This window comes from Ruegeria sp. ANG10, assembly GCF_040705255.1.
Lineage (GTDB): Bacteria > Pseudomonadota > Alphaproteobacteria > Rhodobacterales > Rhodobacteraceae > Ruegeria.
On the sequence record NZ_JBFCVU010000003.1, the window covers coordinates 434,533 to 449,235 of the forward strand.

15 protein-coding genes are annotated in these 14,703 nt (G+C 57.5%); 4 read left to right on the plus strand and 11 right to left on the minus strand.

The window, feature by feature from the left end; translation table 11 throughout:
* Positions 1–38: 38 nt before the first annotated feature.
* The 4 genes from nusB to AB1A64_RS09280 form a co-directional block, all read right to left on the minus strand.
* Positions 39–521, minus strand: coding sequence for a transcription antitermination factor NusB (nusB, locus tag AB1A64_RS09265; protein WP_366551140.1), 483 nt, complete (start codon positions 519–521; stop codon positions 39–41).
* On the minus strand, positions 518–1,069 hold the full coding sequence (locus AB1A64_RS09270; protein WP_366551141.1) for a 6,7-dimethyl-8-ribityllumazine synthase: 552 nt from the start codon (positions 1,067–1,069) through the stop codon (positions 518–520). Before AB1A64_RS09270 ends, nusB begins: the two co-directional genes overlap by 4 nt.
* Before the next feature lie 2 nt (positions 1,070–1,071).
* A complete protein-coding gene (ribB, locus tag AB1A64_RS09275; RefSeq protein ID WP_366551142.1) occupies positions 1,072–2,193 on the minus strand; it encodes a 3,4-dihydroxy-2-butanone-4-phosphate synthase in 1,122 nt (373 codons plus the stop codon).
* A gap of 102 nt (positions 2,194–2,295) precedes the next feature.
* Entirely contained in the window at positions 2,296–2,883 is a 588-nt protein-coding gene (locus AB1A64_RS09280; protein WP_366551143.1) for a riboflavin synthase, read from the minus strand.
* Positions 2,884–3,021: 138 nt separating this feature from the next.
* Here AB1A64_RS09280 and AB1A64_RS09285 point away from each other — a divergent pair, with 138 nt between their 5' ends.
* The 3 genes from AB1A64_RS09285 (at position 3,022) to AB1A64_RS09295 (ending at position 7,543) form a co-directional block, all read left to right on the plus strand.
* Complete coding sequence (locus AB1A64_RS09285) at positions 3,022–4,320, plus strand: capsule biosynthesis protein CapA (protein ID WP_366551144.1); 1,299 nt, start codon at positions 3,022–3,024, stop codon at positions 4,318–4,320.
* A gap of 92 nt (positions 4,321–4,412) precedes the next feature.
* Positions 4,413–5,543 (plus strand): polysaccharide biosynthesis/export family protein, encoded by a 1,131-nt coding sequence (locus AB1A64_RS09290; RefSeq protein ID WP_366551145.1) that lies wholly within the window; start codon positions 4,413–4,415, stop codon positions 5,541–5,543.
* Positions 5,543–7,543, plus strand: a complete 2,001-nt coding sequence (locus AB1A64_RS09295; protein ID WP_366551146.1) for a capsular polysaccharide biosynthesis protein — start codon at positions 5,543–5,545, stop codon at positions 7,541–7,543. Before AB1A64_RS09290 ends, AB1A64_RS09295 begins: the two co-directional genes overlap by 1 nt.
* Here the strand turns inward: AB1A64_RS09295 and ribD are convergent.
* From ribD to AB1A64_RS09325, 6 genes are all read right to left on the minus strand, one after another.
* Positions 7,540–8,640 (minus strand): bifunctional diaminohydroxyphosphoribosylaminopyrimidine deaminase/5-amino-6-(5-phosphoribosylamino)uracil reductase RibD, encoded by a 1,101-nt coding sequence (gene ribD, locus AB1A64_RS09300; RefSeq protein WP_366551147.1) that lies wholly within the window; start codon positions 8,638–8,640, stop codon positions 7,540–7,542. The two genes, AB1A64_RS09295 and ribD, sit on opposite strands and share 4 nt — an antisense overlap.
* On the minus strand, positions 8,637–9,107 hold the full coding sequence (nrdR, locus tag AB1A64_RS09305) for a transcriptional regulator NrdR (protein ID WP_005983889.1): 471 nt from the start codon (positions 9,105–9,107) through the stop codon (positions 8,637–8,639). The genes ribD and nrdR overlap by 4 nt, the downstream gene beginning before the upstream one ends.
* A 121-nt stretch (positions 9,108–9,228) precedes the next feature.
* Positions 9,229–9,642, minus strand: coding sequence for a secondary thiamine-phosphate synthase enzyme YjbQ (locus tag AB1A64_RS09310; protein WP_366551148.1), 414 nt, complete (start codon positions 9,640–9,642; stop codon positions 9,229–9,231).
* 18 nt (positions 9,643–9,660) lie between these two features.
* On the minus strand, positions 9,661–10,059 hold the full coding sequence (locus AB1A64_RS09315; protein WP_366551149.1) for a hypothetical protein: 399 nt from the start codon (positions 10,057–10,059) through the stop codon (positions 9,661–9,663).
* Positions 10,060–10,137: 78 nt separating this feature from the next.
* Positions 10,138–10,686 (minus strand): DUF4166 domain-containing protein, encoded by a 549-nt coding sequence (locus AB1A64_RS09320; RefSeq protein ID WP_366551150.1) that lies wholly within the window; start codon positions 10,684–10,686, stop codon positions 10,138–10,140.
* Complete coding sequence (locus tag AB1A64_RS09325; protein WP_366551151.1) at positions 10,687–11,124, minus strand: DCC1-like thiol-disulfide oxidoreductase family protein; 438 nt, start codon at positions 11,122–11,124, stop codon at positions 10,687–10,689.
* 322 nt (positions 11,125–11,446) lie between these two features.
* On the opposite strand from AB1A64_RS09325, the gene AB1A64_RS09330 reads away from it, so the two are divergent.
* Positions 11,447–12,451, plus strand: coding sequence for an AraC family transcriptional regulator ligand-binding domain-containing protein (locus AB1A64_RS09330; RefSeq protein WP_366551152.1), 1,005 nt, complete (start codon positions 11,447–11,449; stop codon positions 12,449–12,451).
* Positions 12,452–12,653: 202 nt separating this feature from the next.
* Here the strand turns inward: AB1A64_RS09330 and rpoD are convergent, their stop codons facing one another.
* The gene (gene rpoD / locus AB1A64_RS09335; protein WP_366551153.1) at positions 12,654–14,642 is read right to left on the minus strand and encodes an RNA polymerase sigma factor RpoD; all 1,989 of its coding nucleotides are present in this window, start codon (positions 14,640–14,642) and stop codon (positions 12,654–12,656) included.
* Positions 14,643–14,703 lie beyond the last annotated feature (61 nt).

A 14,703-nucleotide genomic window follows, 5' to 3' on the forward strand; every position in this document is an offset into this window, starting at 1 on the left:
TCAGTTAATCTAGCGCGTGTCGGTCCATGGTAAAGGCGTCAGAACGCCTCGGGCTGGGCCTCGCGCGCCATGTGATCCAGCACCGCGTTGACGAACTTCGGCTCTTTGCCTTCCGGAAAAAAGGCACGGGCTACATCGACGAATTCGTTGATGACCACTTTGGGCGGTGTGTCGCCTTGAGTCAGTTCCGCCCCGGCAGCGCGGAACGCGGCGCGCAGGGTCGGATCAATGCGCGCAATGGGCCATTTGGCGACCAGAGCACGGTCGGTCATCTGATCAATTGGCGCCTGATAGTTCACGGCGTCCTCGACCAGTTTGCGGAACACGCGGATATCACCGTCCAGCATCTCTTCGCCCTCATAGACAGCGCCGAACCGATGATCCAGAAACTCATTCACAACCTGTTCGGTCGTCTGACCCGACTGCTCCATCTGGAACAGCGCCTGCACAGCATAAAGCCGGGCGGCGGATTTCATCAGGCGTTTCTGGCTGGCCGGTTTCGGCGCGTCTGTCTGGGTCATGCTGTCGTGGGTCCGTTGCTGTCGCCCGCCACAAGGATGGACTCGGACGGGGGCTTGAAGCCAACGCCCTTTTGTGAGGCGCCCCACTTACGGCTGAGCGCGATCAAATGCAAGGCCGCAGCGGCTGCCCCACCGCCTTTATTCATCTTTGCGGGATTTGCGCGAACTTCGGCCTGGTCGTCATTTTCTACGGTCAGAATACCATTGCCGATAAGCAAGCCTTGCAGGCCCATCAGTTGGATGGCGCGGCTGGAGTCATTGCACACCGTTTCATAATGCGTCGTCTCACCACGAATGACGCAGCCCAGCGCAACATAGCCATCGAAATTGCACTGTCGGTCCGCCATCGCGATAGCCGTTGGGATTTCCAGCGCTCCGGGCACCTCGACCACTTCACAAGTGCCGCCTGCCGCTTCGATCTCGGCCTTAGCACCGGCAACCAGATTGTCGGCGATGGCGCGGTAGAACGGGGCGACCACAATCAGCAGTTTTACTGGTTTTTCGAAGGTCGGTGTCGGCAGGACGCCGTGTTTGTCTTGTTCAGCCACGATCAGTCATCCTTGAGGATTGAGCGGGTGCCGACGATGGACAGGCCAAAAGCGTCGAGCCCCAAATATACGGTTTCCGGTGAATCCGTCAGCAGCACCAGCTCCTGAATACCCATCTTGGACAGGATCTGCGCGCCCAGACCGGTTTGCTTGATGGTGCGCGGACCTTCGTCCTCGACTGCATAAAGCGAGTTGCGCGGCTGACGGAACAGGCACAACACGCCACGGCCCTCTTCGGCGATCTTTTCCATTGCCCGCGGCAGTTCGCGAGAGGATTTCGGGCCCAGACCCAGAATATCGGGTGCTTCGTGCAGGGCATGTGTGCGGGTCAGCACCGGGTCGGGTGTGGTGATGTCACCTTTGATCATGACGACATGTTCGATGCCATGAGTCTGATCGGTGAAAATACGCAGCTCCCACTCTCCGCCATATTCCGAGGTAACAGTCTCGCGCGATGTTTCGACCACCAGATTGTCATTGCGAGAACGATACGCAATTAGGTCGCTGATCGTGCCGATCTTCATGTCATGTTCTTTGGCGAATTCAACCAGATCAGGCAGACGCGCCATGGCGCCGTCAGCCTTCATGATCTCACAGATCACGCCCGAAGGGTTCAGCCCAGCCAGACGCGAGATATCCACGGCGGCTTCGGTATGGCCCGCGCGCACCAGCACCCCGCCCCGCTTGGCGCGAAGGGGGAAGATGTGACCGGGGGTGGCAATCTGCGCCATGGTGTTCTGTTCGTTGATTGCTGTTGCAACCGTCAGCGCCCGGTCAGCGGCAGAGATACCCGTCGACACGCCCTCGCGCGCTTCAATCGAAACGGTGAACGCGGTTTCATGGCGGGACGAGTTGTTCACGGCCATCATCGGCAGATCCAGGGCGTCCACCCGTTCGGCCGTCATCGGTAGACAGATCAATCCGCGTCCATGGGTGGCCATAAAGTTGATCGCGTCGGCGTCGGCAAATTCAGCGGGGATCACCAGGTCGCCTTCGTTTTCGCGATCCTCGTGATCAACCAAAATATACATCCGGCCCTTGCGCGCCTCGTCGATGATGTCTTCAATCGGGCTGATCGCGTCTCGCAATTGGGCTTCGACGGGTCCGGGGGTTTCAAAGCTCATGAGGCAGCCTTTCACAGAGCGTGTTTGACCCGGTGGATAGACTACCAGAGGATCAAAGACCAGAGTACTTGCGGCACCACGCGGTCCCGACGCGACGTTGTGTCAGGACATCTCGGCCAGGCGCGCGACGTAACGGGCCAACGTGTCGATTTCAAGATTCACCCTATCGCCGACTTTGACATCACCCCAGGTCGTGACTTCCTTGGTATGCGGGATGAAATTGATGCCGAAATCGCAATCTGCCACATCATTGACGGTCAGCGAGGTTCCGTTCAATGCAACTGATCCTTTCGGTGCGATAAATCGGGCCAGTTCCTTGGGTGCGCGCAGGGTAACGCGGGTGCTGTCGCCTTCGTCCTGCACGGCGACCACTTCGGCCACGCCGTCCACATGACCCGATACGATATGTCCGCCCAATTCGTCACCGACCTTCAGAGCGCGTTCCAGATTGACGCGCTTGCCGACCTGCCAACTGTCCAGATTGGTTTTCGACACGGTCTCGGCACTGATCTGTACATCATACCAGTCATCGCCCAGCGCGATCACGGTCAAACACACCCCATCGCTGGCGATCGAGGCACCGATATCGATTCCCGCCGTGTCGTAATCTGTTTTGATCCGGGCCCGCAGATCGCCCTGCTGATCCAGCTCGGTGACGGTGCCGATATCGGTGACGATCCCTGTAAACATTCCGCTAACCCTCAGCTCTTAACCTGATCCAGTGTTCCAAGCCGAGGTAAGCGCAAGCGGCGTGACGGGCAAGCCCCACCTTGCCGGGAAAGGTCGAAACAGGCATAATTTCCTGAACAAAAGGCAAGAGCAGTAGTGATGTCACCCGACACCAAAGGCCTGAACCGCCGTGTCTTCCTGTTTTTGCAGGGACCGCATGGCCCGTTTTTCAACGGGCTCGGGCGTATGCTGCGTTCTACGGGGGCCGAGGTCTGGCGCGTGGGGTTCAATGCCGGGGATCAGGCGTTCTGGTTTGACAAAGCCTCGTACATCCCATTCCTCGACGCGCCCGAGCTTTGGCCGGACAGGTTGTCCGAACTGATCACTGATCGGGGCATCACGGATATTGTCCTGTACGGCGACACGCGCCCAATTCACGCCAGCGCCGTTAAGATTGCCCAAGCCAACAGCGTCACTGTTCACGTGTTTGAGGAAGGTTACCTACGCCCCTGGTGGGTAACGTACGAGCGGTTCGGCTCAAACGGAAACTCACGCCTGATGTCTTTGGGCGTCGATCAGATGCGACATGCATTGAATCAATCCACGGCACAAACACCACCACCCCCGTCGCATTGGGGGGATATGCGACAGCACATTTTTTATGGGGCGCTCTATCATTGGTTCGTACTGTTTCGGAACCGACGTTATCGCAATTTCCGGCGGCATCGCGACCTACCTGTCTCAAAGGAATTCGGGTTGTATTTCAAACGGCTGGCGTTGATGCCGTTTCACCGGCTTCAGCGCCGCTGGGCCACAGCGCGCGTTCTGGGGAGCAGTCATCCTTACCATCTGGCGCTGCTGCAACTGGGGCATGACAGCTCGGTTCAATCCCATTCGGACTATTCCTGCATGTCCGACTTTCTTGCGGACGTAATCCGTGGTTTTGCCAACGGCGCGCCCGCGCATCACCGGCTGGTGGTGAAAGAACATCCGCTGGAAAACCACCGCGAACCACTACGCCACCGTGTGTATGCGTTGGCTCAAGCGCAAGGAATTGCGGATCGCGTACATTATGTGCCCGGCGGCAAGCTCGCCAAGCTTCTGGATGGTGCGAGTTCTGCCGTGACGATCAATTCTACTGCCGGGCAGCAGGTTCTGTGGCGAGGCATCCCGCTGCGCATCTTTGGTAAATCGGTCTATGACAAACCCGAATTCGTATCGCGCCAACTGTTAGCGGCGTTCTTTGCCGACCCGATGCCCCCGGATCAGGATGCCTATCGGACCTATCGCCGGTTTTTGTTAAAAACGAGTCAGATACCCGGAGGATTCTATTCACGCCGGGGCCGGCGCCAGCTTTTGCGCGGAGTGGCGGATATGATGCTGAACGCCGCAGACCCCTATCAATCCGTCCTTTCTAACAAAGAGGCGCAGACGCCACAGTTAAAGCTTGTTGAGTAAAACTGGCCGGTTGGCGCTAGAAGTTATCGCGCGAAACGGGTAGCCTGCGCCCAACAAAAGACCACAACAAAAACGACCGAGGATTACCGGCAGTGCAGCGCTTTCCAATCCGATGGATACGGGGGATATCCCTTGTGGCCGCAATTGGCCTGTTGGCCGGGTGTCAACTTCCGAAATCAGGGCCCAACAAGTCTGAAATTTTGGCAGGGTCCACGGAAAAAGGCGGCAATGCTTTTGTGGTCGAAGTTGATGACCGCGTCGCAAAGGCCACTTCGGCCATCCCTCAATACGGGTTTTCGTCCTCTTTCCGCAGTGCGCAACGACTGGCGGCAGACACTGTTCGCCCCGGTGACGTCCTTGGCTTGACGGTTTGGGAAAACGTCGATGACGGCTTGCTGTCCAGCGAGCTTAGCCCGTCTACCAGCCTTGAGCAGATACAGGTGGATAGCGACGGGTTCATCTTCGTACCCTACGCCGGACGCATTCGGGCCTCAGGCAACACGCCAGAACAACTGCGCCAATTGATCACCAACGAATTGCAAGAACAGACGCCCGATCCACAAGTCGAAGTCCGCCGTGTCGCAGGGGATGGCGCGACCGTATCACTTAGTGGGGAAATCGGGGCAGCGGGCATTTATCCAATCGAGCGGCCAAGCCGTACCCTGTCCGGAATGCTGTCGCGGGCCGGCGGCGTTGTCGTAGGTTCGGACATCGCGCTGGTGACGCTGATCCGCGGAAATGACCGCGGGACGGTCTGGTATGACGATCTGGTGCGTAATCCCCAGTTGGACGTCGCGCTGCGCGGCGGAGACCGCATTCTCGTCGAAGCTGACAGCCGATCCTACATCGCGCTTGGGGCCACCGGACAGTCGCGTGTGGCATTCGACACACAAGACTTGTCGGCGTTGGAAGCTCTAGCACAGGTGGGCGGTTTGCAATCCCTGTCCTCGGACCCGACCGGTATTTTCGTACTGCGAAAGGAACGGCAGGACATCGCGCGCAACGTCATGGGGCGCCAGGATCTGCAGGGCGATCAGCGCATGATCTATCTGTTGAACCTGACCGCGCCCAATGGATTGTTCGTCGCTCGGGACTTCGTCATCCGTGACGACGACACGATCTATGTGACCGAAGCCCCGTATGCGCAGTGGAGCAAATCGATCTCTCTGATCGCTGGTGGCCTGACACCAGTTGCAAACGTCGCCACGCTGACGGGCGGCTGATGCAACTTGACCTAACAGCCGGGGCACAACGGACCCGGTTGCTTGTCTATAACGGTGGTTTTCTGACCCAACACCGCATACGGCGCATCCTGCACCTCAAGGGTTACGACATCCGGCTGGGCCTTCCCCGCGACGGAGACGTAGTGGGTATTTGGGGCAACAGCCCAACAGCGCATCGCGGCTTTAGCATCGCCGCCCGATACAACGCACCGATTCTGCGCGTTGAAGACGCCTTTTTGCGCTCGTTACATCCCGGGCGGACGGGTGAGCCGCCGCTGGGCCTGTTGCTTGATCGGTCAGGGGTTCATTTCGATCCTGCGCAGCCTTCGGACCTTGAAACCCTACTGGCCACGCATCCGCTGGACGATACCGCCCTGCTGAACCGGGCCCGGTATGGGACCGAAAGGATGCGCGAATTGCACCTCAGCAAGTATTCTGCTGTCGATCCCACACTGCCTCCACCAGAGCCGGGTTACGTTCTGGTGGTCGATCAGGCGCGAGATGATGCCTCGGTCACGGCCAGCGCGGGTGATCACGCGCGATTCCGCGAGATGCTTGTCATGGCGCAAGAGGAAAACCCTGGTGCCCGTGTTCTGATCAAGACACATCCTGAAACCACTGCCGGACACCGCAGCGGGTACTACTCGGATCAAGATATGACCAACCGGGTTTCGTTCGTTACTGAGCCCATCAGCCCATGGACGCTGCTAGAGGGTGCGGTCGGCGTTTACACCCTGTCATCGCAGTTGGGGTTTGAGGCCATAATGGCTGGCCACAAGCCGCGTGTTTTTGGCCAGCCCTTCTATGCCGGATGGGGGCTGACACAGGATGAGGTCTATTTCCCTCGCCGCCAGCGCAACCTGACCCGGGCGCAGTTATTTGCCGCGGCGATGATCCTCTATCCTACATGGTACGACCCCTATCGGGATCAGTTGTGCGAGTTGGAAACTGTGCTGGACACGCTTGAGGCTCAAACGAGGGCGTGGCGTCAGGATCACAAAGGCTGGACAGCATCCGGCATGCGGCTGTGGAAGCGCAAACACCTGCAAGAGATGTTCGGTCGCGAAAAGAAGATTCGCTTTACTCCGACCCCGCCCAACACAACCGACTGCCCGCATATGGTTTGGGCTAACCACGCCCGCGATGCGGAAGACGCGATCAGGATCGAGGACGGATTTCTGAGATCCCGCGGGCTTGGCGCCAACCTAGTGCCGCCCCTGTCTTTGGCAACGGACGATCTGGGCATCTATTATGACCCCACGCATCCAAGCCGGTTGGAGGAATTAATCACCGCACGTGAAACCCTGCGCCCGGATCAGGAATTGCGGGCCGAACGGCTGGTGGCGCAGATAGTTTCGGGTCAGCTCAGCAAATACAATACCGGCGGGGCGCCCCCCGAATTGCCCGAAGGGCATCGCATTCTGGTTCCGGGCCAGGTCGAGGATGATGCCTCGATCCTGCTTGGTACGACGACTGTTCGCACCAACACCGATCTGCTGAGGGCCGCTCGTGAGGCGAACCCAAATGCGATCCTGATCTATAAGCCACATCCTGATGTAGAGGCCGGACTGCGCGAAGGGTCGATTGACGACGAAGGCCTTGCCGACGTGATCGCCACAGACACCGATCCAGCCGCGCTGCTTGCACAAACACAAGAAGTCTGGACGATGACCTCTCTGCTTGGGTTTGAGGCCATGTTGCGCGGGGTCCATGTGACCACGCTTGGGGCTCCGTTTTATGCTGGATGGGGGCTGACGACCGATCAGGGAACGGTACCGGCGCGGCGTGGCGCAAGACCGCCCTTGCTGGGTTTGGTTCATGCCGCGTTGATCGATTATCCACGATACCTCGATCCGCTAACCGGTTTGCCCTGCCCTGTCGAAGTCGCGTTGCAACGCCTGACAGAGGGCAATGAACGCAAGGGCGGTATATCTCTGCGCTTGTTATCGAAACTACAAGGCGCGCTTGCCACGCACGCTCGCCTATGGCGTCGCCGCTAACGCAGCGCCCTCGCCCAGCGATGCAAAACATCCGGCCCGATGGCGCGGGTTTCCACCAGGTCAAACCGGGGGGCTGCGTCCAGCTTATCCAACCCCATTGATCCAATGGCGGGTAGACCCTCGGCACCAATTGTCAGCCCCGCGCTAAAGCCCACCAGCTCGTCCACCAGATCATCGGCCAGCAAGGACGCCGCCAGCGCCGATCCCCCTTCGCAGAAAACGCGCGTCAACCCTGCCTGCCCAAGTTGTTGCAACAGGTCAGCGGCATCTATGTGATGTTCCTGCAGCGCACAGGGGATAAGACGTGCGCCCAACCCCTCCCATGCGCGGGCCCGATCGGCATCCGGGGACGGACCGTGGCATAACCAAACCGGTATCTCGGTAGCCGTGCGCGCCAATTGACCCATCAGCGGAATATCCAGATGGCGTGATACAACCACTCGCACCGGCTGCGCCTCGACCCCCAGATCGCGAACTGTAAGAGAGGGATCATCAGCCCGTGCCGTCCCTGCCCCGACCATCACCGCGTCATGACGCGCGCGCATCGCGTGGACCGCGCGCCGCGCTTTCGGTCCCGTGATCCACTTACTGTGCCCGGTCGACGTGGCAATGCGCCCGTCAAAACTGCTGGCCAGTTTGAGCGTCACAAACGGACGCCCCTGTTCCGTCTTCAGGAAAAACCCCGCGTGATCGTGTGCAGCTTGTTCAGCCAAAACACCGGTGGTGACCTCAATCCCAGCCTCGCGTAACATGGCAAACCCCTGCCCTGCGACGCGCGGATCGCTATCCTCGATCGCGGAAACCACCCGTGACACACCTGCCTTGATCAGCGCCTCGGCGCATGGCGGTGTTTGACCGTGATGAGAACAAGGTTCCAGTGAGACATACGCAGTTGCACCGCGCGCGGCCTCGCCCGCTTGGGCCAGCGCTTGCGTTTCTCCATGCGGACGACCACCGGGTTGGGTCCAACCGCGCCCGACGATCCGACTGTCGCGCACGATGACGCACCCCACCGCAGGGTTGGGCCAACACGTGCCCTGACCGCGCTGCCCCAATGACAAGGCCAGCGCCATATATCGCTTATCTGTGTCGCTCACTCGTCCGTCGAAGGCTGCGGCGGGCGCAGTTCGTGGACAAACTCCTCGAAGTCATCGGCCGCCTGGAAATTCTTGTACACACTCGCAAAGCGAACATAAGCCACGGTGTCAATCCGCGCCAGAGCTTCCATGACGATCTCACCAATTTTGCTGGACGGGATATCGGTCTCACCCATGCTTTCCAGACGACGGACAATGCCGGAAATCATCTGGTCGATCCGGTCAGGATCAATCGGGCGTTTCTGCATCGAAATGCGGATCGAACGTTCCAGCTTATCCCGGTCGAAATCTTCTCGTTTTCCGTTGGTTTTGATCACCACCAGATCGCGCAATTGCACGCGTTCATAAGTGGTAAAACGCCCCCCACAAGCGGGACAAAACCGACGTCTGCGGATCGCAACGTGATCCTCTGCCGGGCGTGAATCTTTGACCTGAGTGTCGATATTACCGCAAAACGGGCAGCGCATTCGCCCTCTCCTCGTCCCTTGTTCCGCTTCTTATTGTAAGCGCAGTGGCTTAGTTATCCACAACTATAGGGCAGCCGCTAGGATTTGGGTAGTCGGAATTTTTAACCGCTAGATCATGAATCTACGCGAAATGCGCCGCAACCTTTCGGTGATGCGGCGCAGTGCGATGTTCAAACATATAGATACCTTGCCAAGTGCCCAGAACGGGTTGCCCGGACACCACAGGAATCGACAGGGAAACCGGCAATAGCGCGGCTTTGATATGGGCTGGCATATCATCGGGACCTTCATAGGTGTGCCGCAGATATGCCATCGACGGGTGGTCCGACGACGGCACCAACCGGTCGAAAAATGCCCGCAAGTCCGTCTGTACTTCGGGGTCGGCATTTTCCTGAATGACCAGCGAACACGAAGTATGCCGCACAAACAACGTCAGCAACCCATCGCGTTCGACCGAGTTAAGCCAGTGACGCACATCCGCTGTGAACTCGTACAGGCCCGGCCCTTGTGTGGAAACTACAAACTCAGTCTTCATGCGATCGTCAGCCCTGAATCAGTCGACCAAAGGTCGCGTGCTACACCGTCCATTGGCCGCCGAAACGGACATGCTGAAACCCGGCCGGAACCCCGTCGAAAAACCACTGCTTTGCTGCGGAACGCCCTCGGGTGCCGTAAGCGAAAACTGCACTGCTGTTCTGCGCCCCGTGGCCTCGCTTGGACCGTAACCACGCTTGACATAAATCTGCTGTTTCCAGTCAGCGCCCAGTGTTCTGCGGGCAAAATCAGAGGCCGCGCACCAATACCCGTCTATATCGGTCCGTCCGCGCGGGATCACCTCAAAGACTGTGTTGCTAAGCGCTACGGTCTGATAGCCAAACCGAGCGAACGTCGCTGACGCCGGCGTGGTCAACACCAAGGCCGCGAATACGGCGTAAGTCATAACCTTTTTCATAATCACACTCTTTCCTGTTTCGAGGTAGGTATTGACCTAGTGTACTCTGAAATCAAACAAAGCCGGTTCACGATGAATTCAATCCGGGCCCGTCTGTACGTGAACAGCTTTCAACCAGCCGCGATACCGGATCAATACCCCAAGACCCGGCATCTTGGCCGAGACATTAAAGCAAAAATCACCTGTTTCGTTCTGCCATTCTACCGTTGACGAGCGTGGCAACAAAAATGCGGGACAGCGAAGACCCAAAATGCTCAGGCCTCGAATGTGGATCAACAAGCGTCCCGCTTCGACCTCGGGCTCCAGCCACAGCGCCAGCCAGCCCAGCTTTTCACGAACGCAATCTGCACCGTGATCAAATGTCAGGAGGGATCGAGTCGTATGGCCGTCAAAGTCCCGCACCCACTGCCATGTGTGACCTTCCCGGTCTATTCTGACATGCACCGGTAGGTCGTCGGCACTTCGGGGAAAACGCCCGAGGCGCAGGGCAAGCCTGATCAGCCACCCTCGTCCCTCGACAATATCGCACCGTCCCGCGTAGTGACCTGTGTTGGAATGCAACTGCTGCAGGGCCAAAGGCACTTCTACCCCGGCAGGAAGGGATTGCAAAAACGGATCAGGTTCCACTCAAAACCCCTCGGGCAAAAAACGGGATCGAAGTGCGGCATCTGGGATCATACAGGTCGGATTGCGCCCGAGTATCTTGTACCTGTTGCGCGCAATGGCATGATACAGCGGGTCTTTGATCCATCTGGGCAGGAACCTGCAAAAAGACAAGATCGGCCAAATCCCCGGCAGCGCGCCCATCGCCGCGGCGAAGGCATCCAGACGTTGATGTACATTGCCATTCACGATCACCAGGTTGGTTTCAAAATCCTGCGCGGGCAATCCAAGCTCTTGGTACAGCCTTTGCCCAAGCGGCGACTGCGCCGTTGCGAATTTAAAACGCTGCGCTTTATCCCGCATCGTCATGAATTGAAAAAAACCTGAACACAGAACACATTCCCCATCAAAAACAATGGCATCCTGAGCACCCACCAAATCTGAGACGGCAAAGTTTGGCATATCTGTTGCGCCTGTTAGCTTTCCTGCCCGCACCCTTTCACCATGGCCCGAATCGGGCAATGCGACATGAGGCCGTCTGTTTCAAACGCGTGAATGTGCCGGGGAGCCACCGGTTTTGGTGGTTTTTATCCAGGGCTCTGACCTCATCCCCACAAGGTGCTAACCCGACAACGGACGGGAAATACAAAATGTCTGACCTTGGGTCTTGTGTTTGCCAGCCAAAACCATTCGAATTCCAGACATTGAAGCAATACATGAGATCGACAAACGCCCAATACGCAACAACGGCATCAAACACGATTGAAAACACGGTGGAATAGCCATGGAAGTTGATATCGCCCGCATTCAGTTATTGACCAAAGCGCTTGATCAACGAACAAACGGTACCGACGCTTCTGACCGTATACTGGAAAAGTGTGAACTCTCCCGAGATAGAATTGCAGCTCCAACAACAACGTGCAGCGCCCATCAAGAGGCCCTGTTTGCACGCTATGCCTGCGATACCGTCGGAGATATTACCTTTGCCGCGCAGACCGGGTTGCAGTTTTCGTCATCCTCTAGCCTGACGGCGTATATCAGTAAGTATTCGCGCGACCTGCGGCAGGTGATCGAGAATACCTCGCGTTTTCATATGTTCATCGACCCGGCCATAGCCTTTGCACTGCGCCTTGCCGGAAACTTTGCCACCATTGAGGCCGAATGGAAGGATGCCAGTTTTGCCCGGTATCACCGCCGGACCGAATTCCTCATGTTCGCCGGATTGGCCCGCATGCGCACCCTGACGCAATCGAATTTCCGTCCGATTGAGATACGGTTTCAGCACGAGGTTGGGAGAAACAGGGAAAAATTTCAGAAACTTGCAGGGTTTCCCGTTGTTTTCGGCGCAGAGAGACTGGAAATCGTCTTTGCCGTATCCTCGTTGGATTTGCCGGTTCCGACCTACGATTCAAACCTGCGCGCGCACCTTCTGGAATATGGAGAACGTGTCCTCGCCGAACGGCGTTCGCCCAAGCAAAAACTCAGGGCGCAGGTCGAAGGGTTGATCACCCGATCATTGCCCGGCACGGTCATTCACGCTGACGAGGCTGCTGCCAACTTGGGGATGAGCCCGCGTACGTTTACCCGAAGGTTGAAAGAGGAAGGGGCCAGTTATCGTGATATCGTAGACGACCTCAGATGCGATCTGGCGCAAACCTTTATCACCAACGGCATGGCGCTGTCCGAGATTGCCTATTCGCTGGGCTACGCCGATCAACCGGCCTTTTCGACCGCTTTCAAACGCTGGACCGGTCAGGCCCCAAGCACATTCCGCAGCCGTCTGGATTAATAAGATGCGCTCTAGCGTAAGTGGCCGGGGGTCATAAGCCGCAAAGCCTCGCCCCGGCCTGTCCCATGAGTGGACAATGCGGATATAAAGAGGTGTGGGGATCTTGCCTTGTGACTTCCCGCCAATTTGATCTTTGAAGCGGACAATGTGAATTCGCGTGGGGTGAAAGAAAAAAGGCGCCTCTTTCGGGGCGCCTTTGGTTTTATTGATCCAGGAAAGATCGCAGTTTGCGCGACCGGCTAGGATGTTTCAATTTCCGCAACGCTTTCGCTTCGATCTGACGGATACGTTCGCGGGTCACGCTGAACTGCTGACCGACCTCTTCCAGCGTATGGTCGGTGTTCATACCGATACCAAAACGCATCCGCAGCACCCGTTCTTCGCGCGGAGTGAGTGAGGCCAGAACCCGTGTGGTCGTTTCCTTGAGGTTTTCCTGAATGGCACTGTCCAACGGCAGCACGGCATTCTTGTCCTCGATGAAATCGCCCAACTGGCTGTCTTCCTCATCGCCAATCGGCGTCTCAAGGCTGATCGGCTCTTTGGCGATTTTCATCACCTTGCGAACCTTTTCCAGCGGCATCTGCAGCTTTTCAGCCAGTTCTTCTGGCGTCGGCTCGCGGCCGATCTCGTGCAGCATCTGACGACCGGTCCGAACCAGCTTGTTGATTGTCTCGATCATATGCACTGGAATACGGATCGTACGGGCCTGATCCGCGATCGAGCGCGTGATCGCCTGACGGATCCACCATGTTGCGTAGGTTGAGAACTTATAGCCGCGGCGGTATTCGAACTTGTCCACCGCCTTCATCAGGCCGATGTTACCTTCTTGAATAAGATCAAGGAATTGCAAGCCGCGGTTTGTGTACTTTTTGGCAATCGAAATCACCAAACGCAGGTTTGCCTCGACCATTTCCTTCTTGGCTTGACGCGCCTCTTTTTCGCCCTTTTGAACCTGCTGCACGATGCGGCGGAATTCGGGGATATCGAGACCGACATACTGCCCGACCTGAGCCATATCGTTGCGCAGTTCCTCGACCTTGGCAGTCGAGCGTTCGATGAACATCTGCCAACCCCGACCGGGTTTTTCAGCCATCTCGGCCAGCCAGTTCGGGTCCAGTTCGCGACCGCGATAGGCGTCGATGAATTCGCGACGATTGATACGGGCCTGGTCCGCCAGCTTCACCATCGCGCTGTCCAGCGACATGATACGGCGGTTGATGCCGTAAAGCTGGTCGATCAGCGCTTCGATCCGGTTGTTGTGCAGGTGAAGGCCGTTCACCAGTTCAACAATCTCGGCCCGCAGCTTCTGATAGGTTTCTTCGTCCTTTGCGCTAAACGATCCATCCTCATTCAGCGTGGCCGAAATCCGGCTGTCCTGCATTTCGGACAACATCGAGAAGTCGGTCGAAATCCGCTCCAGCGTGGTTAGCACCTGTTCTTTCAGGGCTGCTTCCATAGCAGCCAGCGACATGTTGGCCTGATCATCATCGTCATCATCGTCATCATTGGCGATCGGGTTGCCATCCGCATCCAGTTCAGGGCCAGTGTCCTTGGCTGGCTTTGCCGCCTGTACGGCTGACGTATCGACAACAGGCTCTTCGACATCCCCGTCTTCGTCCATCTGGTTGCCAAAGGTGGCCTCCAGATCAATGACGTCGCGCAACAGAATGTCTTCGGACAACAATTCGTCGTGCCAGATGGTGATCGCCTGGAAGGTCAGCGGGCTTTCGCACAGACCGGCAATCATGGTGTTGCGACCGGCCTCGATCCGCTTGGCGATCGCAATCTCGCCCTCACGGCTCAGCAGTTCGACACTGCCCATCTCGCGCAGATACATGCGCACCGGATCGTCGGTGCGGTCCAGCTTTTCAGTTGCCGCACCGGACAGCGCGACCTCACGGTTGCTTTCCGTGGTGGTCAGTTCGGTCGAGCCTTTATTCTCTTCCTCTTCGGCCTCTTCATCTTCGATGATGTTGATGCCCATTTCGGACAGCATCGACATAACGTCTTCGATCTGTTCCGAGCTGACCTGATCAGGCGGCAGCACCTGATTGAGCTGGTCGTAGGTGATGTAACCTTTCTCGCGGGCCTCGGCGATCATCTTCTTGACGTTGGCCTGGCTCATGTCCAACGAGATTTCCTGTTCCTGCTCGTCGGATTTGCGGTCTTCGTTCGTATCCTTGGCGGCCATTCAATGCTCCTGCAGGGATGGGTGATTCGTTTCAACCGAATCATTAGCGCGTAGAAGTGAT